Source organism: Kluyvera georgiana ATCC 51603, from assembly GCF_001654985.1.
In the GTDB taxonomy this organism is placed as follows: Bacteria; Pseudomonadota; Gammaproteobacteria; order Enterobacterales; family Enterobacteriaceae; genus Kluyvera; species Kluyvera georgiana.
In genome coordinates this window covers 1-11,112 of sequence record NZ_LXEU01000008.1, presented here as the reverse complement: position 1 = coordinate 11,112, position 11,112 = coordinate 1, and the positions used below count along the sequence as shown (strand labels likewise).

9 protein-coding genes and 1 pseudogene are annotated in these 11,112 nt (G+C 57.1%); 8 read left to right on the top strand and 2 right to left on the bottom strand.

From position 1 onward, the window contains the following. Nucleotides 1-11: 11 nt before the first annotated feature. Nucleotides 12-1,895, bottom strand: a pseudogene (locus M989_RS01665) (molybdopterin-dependent oxidoreductase); the annotation flags it as partial. A 157-nt stretch (nt 1,896-2,052) separates the two neighbouring features. Between M989_RS01665 and M989_RS01660 the strand changes: the two are divergent. From M989_RS01660 to ghrB, 6 genes are all read left to right on the top strand, one after another. Further along, nucleotides 2,053-2,715: an OmpA family lipoprotein gene (locus tag M989_RS01660; protein WP_064541153.1), complete on the top strand. Its 663-nt coding sequence runs from the start codon at nt 2,053-2,055 to the stop codon at nt 2,713-2,715. A gap of 94 nt (nt 2,716-2,809) precedes the next feature. Continuing rightward, nucleotides 2,810-3,826 (top strand): LacI family DNA-binding transcriptional regulator, encoded by a 1,017-nt coding sequence (locus M989_RS01655; protein ID WP_064541150.1) that lies wholly within the window; start codon nt 2,810-2,812, stop codon nt 3,824-3,826. A gap of 100 nt (nt 3,827-3,926) precedes the next feature. Further along, nucleotides 3,927-4,676: a sugar phosphate isomerase/epimerase family protein gene (locus M989_RS01650; protein ID WP_064541147.1), complete on the top strand. Its 750-nt coding sequence runs from the start codon at nt 3,927-3,929 to the stop codon at nt 4,674-4,676. Between the two features lie 3 nt (nt 4,677-4,679). Further along, entirely contained in the window at nt 4,680-5,618 is a 939-nt protein-coding gene (locus M989_RS01645; RefSeq protein ID WP_064541145.1) for a sugar kinase, read from the top strand. 70 nt (nt 5,619-5,688) lie between these two features. After that, the gene (locus M989_RS01640; RefSeq protein WP_064541142.1) at nt 5,689-6,969 is read left to right on the top strand and encodes an MFS transporter; all 1,281 of its coding nucleotides are present in this window, start codon (nt 5,689-5,691) and stop codon (nt 6,967-6,969) included. A gap of 22 nt (nt 6,970-6,991) precedes the next feature. Continuing rightward, nucleotides 6,992-7,966, top strand: coding sequence for a glyoxylate/hydroxypyruvate reductase GhrB (ghrB, locus tag M989_RS01635; RefSeq protein WP_064541139.1), 975 nt, complete (start codon nt 6,992-6,994; stop codon nt 7,964-7,966). 38 nt (nt 7,967-8,004) lie between these two features. Here the strand turns inward: ghrB and M989_RS01630 are convergent, their stop codons facing one another. Next, nucleotides 8,005-8,715 (bottom strand): DUF3053 domain-containing protein, encoded by a 711-nt coding sequence (locus tag M989_RS01630; protein ID WP_064541137.1) that lies wholly within the window; start codon nt 8,713-8,715, stop codon nt 8,005-8,007. A 417-nt stretch (nt 8,716-9,132) separates the two neighbouring features. On the opposite strand from M989_RS01630, the gene M989_RS01625 reads away from it, so the two are divergent. Together M989_RS01625 and cspE are read left to right on the top strand one after the other, a co-directional pair. Then, on the top strand, nt 9,133-10,506 hold the full coding sequence (locus M989_RS01625) for an MFS transporter (protein ID WP_064541134.1): 1,374 nt from the start codon (nt 9,133-9,135) through the stop codon (nt 10,504-10,506). Between the two features lie 341 nt (nt 10,507-10,847). After that, a complete protein-coding gene (gene cspE, locus M989_RS01620; protein ID WP_035893107.1) occupies nt 10,848-11,060 on the top strand; it encodes a transcription antiterminator/RNA stability regulator CspE in 213 nt (70 codons plus the stop codon). Nucleotides 11,061-11,112 lie beyond the last annotated feature (52 nt).

Sequence of the window (11,112 nt, the reverse complement as noted above, 5' to 3'; positions counted from 1 at the left end):
AGTTATACGACATGCCACTCATCCGGCGCCAGCCACATCGGGTGCGGCGGACAGTCGGCATACTGGAAGCTGGCAATACGCTCGGAGTAAATTTCGATTTTGCCGCTCGGCGTTTTCAGCGGATTGGCCTGCGGATCGGCGCGGAAGGCAGCAAAGCGAACAAAATCCGCGTTCTGCTCGCTTTCCGGCATTTCAATCAGCACGTTATCCTGCCAGAAACGCTCAAACGGCGGCAGCGTCACCTGCTGGCTCGCGCCGCGTTGAGCGGCGATTCGGTAGAAGGTCTCCAGCCACTCCAGCTCGCTTTTCCCTTCGGTAAAGCGCGCCCGACCGCCCTGCTCCCACCGCTCTGACAGGTCGGCAAACACCGTAAAGTCGTCACGGGCTTCATCGCGTGGCGGCACAACCTGCTTCATCGGCACCAGGTGCTGATTGCTGTAGTCGCCGGTCATGGTCAGATCGTTGCGCTCAAACGAGGTGGTGGCGGGCAGAACGATATCCGCGTGCCGCGCCGCTGCCGTCCAGTTGCATTCAGAAATCACGACCAATTCTGGCTTTTGCCAGGCGCGAATCAAGCGGTTGGTATCCTGATGATGGGTAAAGTTGGCGCCGCCCGCCCACCAGACAAAGCGAATGTCTGGAAAGTGGCGATCCATACCATTGTGCTGATACGGCGCACCGGGGTTTTCCAGCGCTTCGACAATGCGTGCGACCGGGATTTTATCGACCGTATCGACGCCGCCCGGTACCGTGCCCTGCATCGAAGCCAGTACCGCCGCGCGCCGCGTCGGGTTGCCGCCGTTGGCGAAATGATAAGACAGCCCAAAGCCGCCGCCCGGCGTACCAATCTGCCCTAGCATTGCCGCCAGCGTAACCAGCATCCAGTGCTTTTGCTCGCCGTACTGCTGACGCTGCATTCCCCAGCCAGACATCAACATAGTGGTATTTTTATGGAACAATTCTGCCAGTTCGCGAATTTTATCGGCATGAACACCACAAATTGTGGCTGCCCACTCGGCAGTTTTTGCTTCACCATCGCTTTCGCCCAACAGATATTGGGCAAATGTCGGGAAACCTACGGTATATCGCGATAAAAAGTCGCTATCGTGCCAGTTATTGATCAGCAGCGTGTGGGCGATGCCGAGCATCAACGCCACGTCGGTGCCCATGTGCGGCGCTATCCACTCCATCGACTCGCCAAAGAAGTCGACGGTTTCCGAACGCATGGGATCGATACAGATCAGTCGTTTACCGCTCTGGCGCAGCTGTTCAAAATAAGGCAACCCCTGCTCGTCGGAAGCATTCCAGGCTATTTTCAGCGTATTCAGTGGGTTAGCACTCCATAGCACCACCACGTCGGTGTGCTCCAGCACCATTGGCCAGCTGGTTTGCTGCTGATACACCTCATTCCCACCCACCACATGCGGCATGATTGCCTGCGCGGCCCCGGTCGAATAATCCCCCAGATGGCCGGTGTAGCCGCCCGCCAGGCTCATATAGCGCTGTAGCAACGTCGCCGCCTTGTGCAATACGCCGTTAGAACGCCAGCCGTAGGAGCCGGCAAAAATCGATACCGGGCCATAGGTTTCACGAATACGCCGATGCTGGCGATCGATTAGCGTGAGCGCGTCATCCCAGCTTACCCGCACAAATTCATCCTGCCCGCGTGTGCCTTGAGGGCTATCCGGCGATGCCAGGAAGCCTTTTCGCACCATGGGGTAACGCACACGGGTTTTGCTGTGTACCTGATCGCGCACCACGCTTTGCAGCGAATTGGTAAACGACGTCTGTAGCGCCCCGCGTGAAGAGAGCACCTGCTCGCCGTCGGTCCCGACAAGCATGGGGCCCCAGTGGGCTGCGGTTAAAACGGTATAGGGAGAAGATGACGTAGACAAATGGGCGCTCCTGCAGGTGGTGTCGGTTATGTTTTGCGCCATTCAATGTTACTTACAAATTTCAGAGAGTTCCCAAGAATTTTCAGCTATTTCGCCAGTCATAATGACGCGCCACGGTCGCTGTGGCGAAAAATAAGAATGTCATTAAGGAATTAAGATGAAAAAACGTGTATTTGCGATCGCTGCCATCGTCAGCGGCGCGCTGGCGATATCAGGCTGCACCACAAACCCTTACACCGGCGAGCGCGAAGTGGGTAAATCCGGCATCGGCGCGGGCATTGGCTCTCTGGTGGGCGCGGGCGTTGGCGCGCTCTCGTCTTCCAAGAAAGATCGCGGTAAAGGCGCGCTGATCGGTGCAGCCGCAGGTGCGGCGCTCGGCGGCGGCGTTGGTTACTACATGGATGTGCAGGAAGCGAAACTGCGCCAAAAAATGCAGGGAACCGGCGTCAGCGTCACCCGTAACGGTGACAATATCGTGCTGAATATGCCAAATAACGTCACTTTCGACAGCTCCTCCGCCACCCTGAAACCGGCAGGCGCCAACACCTTAACCGGCGTAGCCATGGTACTGAAAGAGTATGAAAAAACGGCGGTGAACGTTGTCGGCTATACCGACAGCACCGGTAGCCAGCAGCTCAACATGAAGCTGTCTCAGCAGCGCGCCGACTCGGTAGCCAGTTCGCTGATCACCCAGGGTGTCGCCGCTGCACGCGTGCGTACCACCGGTATGGGACCAGCGAATCCTATCGCCAGCAACAGCACCGAAGAAGGCAAAGCGCAGAACCGTCGCGTAGAAATTACCTTAAGCCCGATGCAGTAATCTCATCGCCGGGTGGCCTCTCCACCCGGCAAAATACTTGATTAGACAGATTTTCGCGCTAAGGTGTTGTCACTTTCAGGCGAGAGACCTTCCCATGGCAAAATCAGCGCGCCCCACCATCAGCGATGTGGCAAAAGCGGCGAAAACCGGCAAAACCAGCATTTCCCGTTACCTTAACGGCGAGAAGCATCTGCTCTCCGACGCGCTGCTGGCCCGCATTGAAGCCGCCATTGCCGAGCTCGACTATCGCCCAAGCCTGATGGCCCGCAGCCTGAAGCGCGGTCGTACCCGCCTGATAGGCCTGATCATTGCCGATATCACCAACCCCTACTCCGTCAACGTGCTCAGCGGCATTGAAGCCGCCTGCCGCGAAAAAGGCTTCACCCCGCTGGTGTGTAACACCAATAACGAGGTGGACCAGGAGCTGCACTATCTTGATCTGCTGCGCAGCTATCAGGTCGAAGGGATTGTCGTCAACGCCGTCGGCATGCGTGAAGAGGGGCTGCAACGTTTGCAGCAGTCCGCGCTACCGATGGTGCTAATCGACCGTAAAATTCCGGACTTCGCCTGCGACGCGGTCGGGCTCGATAACACCCAGGCTGCCACCACCGCCACTGAACACTTGATTGAGCAAGGGTTTGAGGCGCTGCTGTTCCTGAGCGAACCGCTAGGCACCGTCAACACCCGGCGCGAACGCCTGAGCGCCTTCCGCGCCACGCTGGCCCGTTATCCCGGCGTCGTCGCCGAAAATGCCGAAGTGCCGCTGGCAGAGAACGCTCAGCTTGATAACACGCTGCGCCAGTTCCACCAGCAGCACCGCGGAATGCGTAAAGCGGTGATCTCCGCCAACGGCGCGCTGACCCTTCAGGTTGCACGTTCGCTCAAACGCATCGGCTTGAACTGGGGTAGCGACATCGGCCTGCTGGGGTTTGACGAACTGGAATGGGCCGAACTGGCGGGCGTGGGCATTACCACTCTCAAGCAGCCGACCTGGCAGATTGGCTACGCCGCCGTAGAGCAGGTGGTGCGCCGCATTGAAGGAGCGGCGGATGCCATTCATGAGCAGGTCTTTTCCGGCGAGCTGATCGTGCGTGGTTCCACGGCCCGTTAATCTTCCTTCGTGATGGCGATCATAAATTCAGCACGGTGAGATTTTCTTTGGAACCGATTCCATCTAGCGTATTAGACATAGCGTTAGATTCGGAGTCCCTATGCAAAGAAAAATTATGGTGGTCACCGCCGCTTATGGCCACGACGCGGTACGCAGCGCAGGCGGGCAAGCCGCCATGTTGCCCATCATCGCCGCTGCCGGGGCTGATGGCGTAGAAATCCGCCGCGAGATGTTTACCTCCGCAGAGCTTCAGGCGCTGCCCGCGCTGGCATCAGCGATTCAATCATCCGGCCTGCAGGCCTGTTACTCCGCGCCTGAAGCGCTGTTTATGGCCGATGGTTCTCTTAATCCTCAGCTCCCCGCTTTGCTTCAGGAAGCCGCCACGCTGCGTGCGCTGTGGCTGAAAGTGTCGCTGGGCCACTTTCACCATACCGAGTCGTTCAACACGCTACGCGACTGGCTGGCAAGCAGCGGCATGAAGCTGGTGGTCGAGAACGATCAAACGGCCTGTGGACGCCTGCCGCCAATGCAACGTTTCAACGCCGCCTGCCATATGCAGAAACTTCCCGTACAACTCACGTTCGATATGGGCAACTGGCTGTGGGTCGGCGATACGCCGGAAACTGCGGCGGAGCAGTTGGCGCCGTCCGTTGGTTATATTCACGTCAAAGCCGCCGCGCCGCATCACGACAGCTACCGCGCGGTTCCGCCTGATGAGGCCGATGCCCGCTGGCTGGCGCTGCTAAACCAGCTACCGATCGATGTGCCGCGTGGCATTGAGTTTCCGCTGGAAGGGGCCGACCTGGCTGCGGTTACCCGCCGCTACGTCGAACTATTACGTAAGGAGTAAGCGATGAAACATTCCCTGGATGTCATCACCATCGGCGAAGCGATGGCGATGTTTGTGGCGACGCAGATCGGCGACGTGGCCGACGTGGAGCATTTTATCAAGCGCGTGGCGGGAGCAGAGCTGAACGTGGCCACCGGTCTGGCGCGCCTGGGGCTGAAGGTGGGCTGGGTCAGCCGCGTGGGTAACGATAGCTTTGGCCGCTTTGTCCTTAACTCGCTGAAAAAAGAGGGTATTGATGCTTGCGGCGTCACCATCGATCCACAGCATGCAACCGGCTTTCAGCTAAAATCTAAAGTCGAAAATGGAACCGATCCCATTGTGGAATACTTCCGCAAAGGCTCCGCAGCCAGCCATCTCTCCGTTGCCGATTATCACGATGATTACTTCGCCAGTGCTCGCCATCTGCACTTAAGCGGCGTGGCGGCAGCGCTCTCCGCCAGCTCTTATGCGCTGCTGGACCACACGGCCCGCACGATGAAAGCGCAGGGTAAAACCCTCTCTTTCGACCCGAACCTGCGTCCGGTGCTGTGGAAAAGCGAAGCGGAAATGGTGGAGAAACTCAACCAGCTTGCGTTCCAGGCTGACTGGGTTTTACCCGGCTTGAAAGAAGGCATGATTTTAACCGGACAGCAGACGCCGGAAGGCATCGCCGATTTCTATCTCAATCAGGGGGTGAAAGCGGTGGTGCTGAAAACGGGCGCTGACGGTGCCTGGTACAAAACAGCCTCCGGTGAACAGGGCAACGTTGCCCCGGTAAAAGTGGATAACGTGGTCGACACCGTCGGTGCCGGGGACGGTTTTGCCGTCGGCGTCATCAGCGCGCTGCTGGAAGGCCGTTCGCTGCATCAGGCCGTCACCCGAGGCAATAAAATTGGCGCGCTGGCCATTCAGGTCCAGGGCGACAGTGAAGGTTTACCCACGCGTGAAGCGTTAGGCGAATAACGTCACGTTACGATAGTGCCACCCTGTACCCTACATACAGCGGCGGCGAAGCGACAATAGAGGCAGGCCTATGAACAGCTCAATAAACGCAGCAAAACGTTGGTGGTACATCATGCCGATCGTGTTTATCACGTACAGCCTGGCGTACCTTGACCGCGCGAACTTTAGTTTCGCCTCCGCCGCCGGGATCACCGAAGATCTGGGTATTACCAAAGGGATCTCCTCCCTGCTGGGCGCCCTGTTCTTCCTCGGCTACTTCTTCTTCCAGATTCCCGGCGCTATCTACGCCGAGCGTCGCAGCGTACGTAAGCTCATCTTTACCTGCCTGGTGCTGTGGGGCGTCTGTGCCTCGCTGACCGGGATGGTCACCAATATTCCGGCGCTGGCGGCAATTCGCTTTATTCTTGGCGTCGTCGAGGCCGCCGTCATGCCTGCCATGCTGATTTACATCAGCAACTGGTTTACAAAGTCGGAACGCTCACGCGCCAACACGTTTCTCATCCTCGGCAACCCGGTTACGGTACTGTGGATGTCGGTAGTGTCGGGTTACCTGATTCAGGCGCTCGGCTGGCGCGAGATGTTTATTATTGAAGGCTTCCCGGCGGTTATCTGGGCCTTCTGTTGGTGGGTGCTGGTAAAAGATAAGCCCTCACAGGTCGGCTGGTTGAACGAATCGGAAAAAGCCGCGCTTCAGGCGCAACTGGAACGCGAACAGCAGGGAATTAAGGCCGTTCGCAACTACGGTGAGGCCTTCCGTTCGCGTAACGTGATTCTGCTGTGCATGCAGTATTTTGCCTGGAGCATCGGGGTCTACGGTTTCGTTCTGTGGCTGCCATCGATCATCCGCAGCGGCGGCGCGAACTTAGGGATGGTCGAAGTGGGCTGGCTCTCTTCCGTGCCGTATCTGGCCGCCACGGTGGCGATGATCGTGGTGTCCTGGGCTTCTGATAAATTGCAGAACCGCCGCCTGTTCGTCTGGCCGCTGCTGCTGCTTGCCGGTTTTGCCTTTATCGGCTCCTGGGCCGTCGGGGCCGATCACTTCTGGCTTTCTTATATTCTGCTGGTGATTGCCGGTGCCGCAATGTACGCCCCGTACGGCCCGTTCTTCGCCATCATTCCTGAGATGCTGCCGCGCAACGTCGCAGGCGGTGCAATGGCGCTGATTAACAGCATGGGCGCACTGGGTTCATTCTTCGGCTCGTGGTTCGTTGGCTATCTCAACGGCGCTACCGGCAGCCCGTCGGCATCATACATTTTTATGGGGATAGCGCTTTTTGCCTCAGTATGGCTAACTTTGATTGTTAAGCCTGCTCATAATCAACCGCTACCCGTTGGCGCACGCCACGCTTAAATTTTAACTCACGGAGATTCGCATGAAGCCGTCCATTATTCTCTATAAAGCGTTACCTGACGATTTGCTACGTCGCCTGGAAGAACATTTTTCCGTTACCCAGGTACCTAACCTACGCCCGGAGACGGTGGCGCAACACGCTCAGGCATTCGCCAACGCGGAAGGCCTGCTGGGCTCAAGCGAAGCCGTCAATACCGCCCTGCTGGAGAAGATGCCGAAGCTTCGCGCGGCGTCCACCATCTCCGTGGGCTACGATAATTTTGACGTCGAGGCGCTTAACGCCCGTCGCGTACTGCTGATGCACACGCCGACGGTGCTGACCGAAACGGTCGCCGACACGGTAATGGCGCTGGTACTCAGCTCCGCTCGTCGTGTGGTCGAAGTGGCCGAGCGCGTGAAAGGCGGTGAGTGGACGAAGAGCATCGGTCCGGACTGGTTTGGCATCGATGTGCACCATAAAACGCTGGGGATTGTCGGCATGGGCCGCATCGGGATGGCGCTGGCACAGCGTGCCCATTTCGGCTTCAATATGCCGATTCTTTACAACGCACGCCGTCGCCACGAGCAGGCAGAGGAGCGTTTCAACGCTCGCTACTGCGACCTCAACACGCTGCTGGATGAAGCCGATTTTGTCTGCCTGATCCTGCCGCTGACCGATGAAACGTACCATCTGTTCGGCGCCGAGCAGTTTGCGCGCATGAAGTCCTCCGCTATCTTTATCAACGCGGGGCGTGGCCCGGTGGTCGACGAGAAGGCGCTGATCTCCGCGCTGCGTAACGGCGATATCCACGCCGCAGGGCTGGACGTCTTCGAGCAGGAACCGCTGCCGGCCAGCTCCCCGCTGCTGAAGATGCCCAACGTCGTCGCCCTGCCGCATATTGGCTCCGCAACGCACGAAACCCGCTACAACATGGCGGCCTGCGCGGTCGATAACCTGATTGATGCGCTGCAAGGGAAGGTAGAGAAGAACTGCGTGAACCCGCAGATTGCGGGATAAAACGACACAGCCCGGCGGGTGCCGGGCTGTCATTATGCTTATTTCGTGGCGTTTACTGCTGCCGTCCAGGCCTGGCTAAAGGCCTGGTGCTGCGCGGCTAGCGGGCCAATCAGCGCGTTATACTGGCTTGCCTGCTGTGACGTCGGGAACTGAATACCGTTCGCCACAAAACTCACCTGCGTACCCTGCTGAGCAACAAAGTCGCCAACCTGCACCAGCTGCTGGGTGAAGACCTGCGCGGCAGGGATCAGCGGCTCCAGCGCCTGCGACGGGGCGGTAACCACTTTGCTATAAACCTGATCGAAGACCGGCTTCAGATCGTCCGCCTGCTTCAGCGCAGCGTGTGCGGCGTCGGCCTGCATTTTAGCGTTTTGCAGCTGCTGGCTCAGTACACCCAGTGAACCATTTGCCTGACGCAGCGGCTCACGCTGGGTCATGTAATCCTGCGGTACGCGAATAGCGTTCACGCTGTCAACAACCGGGCGCAGGCCCGCGTCCATCGCCTGACTCACCTGCTGTGAATAGCCATAAATGACGGCGTAGTCGGACACAAACGGACCGAATTGTTTTTTCTGGTCAGCGGTCAGCGTTGGCAGGCGTTCACCGCCACGCATTACTGTATTCTGCAGGAAATCGACGAATGCTTTACGCTGATCGCCTTCCTTATCAAAACACCCACTCAGGCTAACAACCATCAACAACGCCGCAACAGGCGCAAACCAGCGAGAGCAGGACTTTCCTGTCGCCATTTTCTTACTCCTTCAGCCAAAAAAAGCGCAAACCGGCACACGCGTGCCTAACGGTGACAAGGATAGTCCAGAGCCGCGTCGCAAGATACCTTTTTCATACGTTCCCCCGCCGTTCTGTAGAAATGTTAACAACCTGTTGCATCCATCACATTTATGACAATGAAATCAGATAAGAGAAAGCACTCTAATATAATGATATTCAATCATTTTTGGTTAAATCAGCGTTTCCTCGAGAGCATAGGGAACGATAATCGCACACTTCCGCCGGGCGGTACGTTGTAGGAAGGCCGGGTAAGTGATTTGATTAAATGAACGATTAACGACAATACGTTCGATAATCGCCCAAACGCCTCATTACCCGTGAGAGAGACAAGAGGATAAACCCGCTCTCTGACAACGCTTAGCAGGAATTACCGCATGACAACACAGACAACAACGGATATTCAGGCTTTTATCAACCGCCATCCTTTCTCAAAGTATCAGTGGATGATTCTGGTGCTGTGCTTTGTGACCGTCGCCATGGATGGGTTTGATACCGCCATTATCGGCTTTATTGCCTCTGACCTGGTACAAGAATGGGGCGTGCAGAAGGCCGATCTCGGCCCCGTGATGAGTGCCGCGCTGGTTGGTCTCGCCGTGGGCGCATTGACCGCAGGCCCAATGGCTGACCGTATCGGCCGTAAAAAAGTGCTGGTCCTGTCCATTCTGGTTTTTGGCGGCTTCAGTTTGATTACCGCGTTCGCCACCTCGCTGACGCAGCTGACCATCCTGCGTTTCTTAACCGGCCTGGGGCTGGGGGCGGCAATGCCTAACGCCGCGACGCTGATGAGCGAATACGCACCCGAACGCCGTCGCGCGCTGCTGGTGAACCTGATGTTCGTCGGTTTCCCGATTGGCTCCTCAATGGGCGGCTTTATCTCCGCATGGTTGATCCCACACTATGGCTGGCAGAGCGTGCTGATTCTCGGTGGCGTGATGCCGCTGGCGCTGGCCGTAGCGCTTATTTTCCTGCTGCCGGAGTCCGCGCGTTATCTGGCGGTAAAAAATCAGCCTCAACAGCAGATTGCCCGCATTTTGCGCCGCATCGCGCCGCTGCCTGACAACACGTACTTTGTGTTGCAGGAGGTCGGCCAGGTGAAAGAGCAGTCCGCGCTGGGCGTGATTTTCTCCCCACGCTACCTCGTAGGCACCATCATGCTGTGTCTGACCTACTTCATGGGGCTGCTGATTTTCTATCTGCTGACCAGCTGGCTGCCGCTGCTGATCCGCGAAACCGGCGCGCCCCTGAGTCAGGCTTCGGTCATTACCGCTCTGTTCCCGCTGGGTGGCGGTATTGGCGTGCTGGTACTGGGCGCGCTGATGGACAAAATTAACCCCAATAAGGTGGTGGCAGTAGGGTATCTGCTGACCGGCGTTTTTGTCTGCCTGGTGGGTTTCTCAACCAGCAGCCTGGTCCTGATGGGCGTGATGGTGTTTATCGCTGGCACCATCATGAACGGCGCGCAGTCGTCAATGCCCGCGCTTGCCGCCGGGTTCTACCCAACGCAAGGGCGCGCTACCGGCGTCGCCTGGATGCTGGGGCTGGGTCGCTTCGGGGGGATTCTTGGCGCCTTCAGCGGCGCATTCCTGATGCAGGCCGAGCTGTCCTTTAAAACCATTTTCGCCCTGCTGGCTATCCCGGCGGTGCTGTCCGCGATTGCGCTGATGATCAAACACGTAGCCAGTAAACATCAGCAGAATCAAGGTGCCAGCGGCCCGGCATCGCTACCGGAGTCGGCGCAAAAAGTCTAATTCTTGCCCCGGCAGCCAGCCTGCCGGGGTCTCATGACGTTTTTTTACAAATGCTCATATAAGCCTAAGTCTACCTATTTATCAGTACATTAGCGTGAACTCGATCGCCGAACATTCCCGGTCCGTTGAAAAATATGGGCAGATAACGTTTGCTTTTGAGGTCTGAAGTATGCGTTAATGCCTCCACGGTTTGACATACAGACCACAAAGCAGTTGAGTAAAGCAGTTCCCTTCAAGGTTATCCATTGGTACCCCTCGTAGCGACATTTCCTTTACGCTTTAAATTCTGTAAAGCATGCCATATCGCCGTAAGGCTCAATTAATTTCTAAAGGTAATTTCTATGTCCGGTAAAATGACTGGTATCGTAAAATGGTTCAACGCTGACAAAGGTTTCGGCTTCATCACTCCTGACGATGGTTCTAAAGACGTGTTCGTACACTTCTCTGCTATCCAGAACGATGGCTACAAATCCCTGGACGAAGGTCAGAAAGTTTCCTTCACCATCGAAAACGGCGCTAAAGGCCCGGCAGCTGGCAACGTAACTTCTCTGTAAGTTCACGCCGCTAAGAATTATAAATCCCTGCCTTATGGCGGGGATTTTTTTA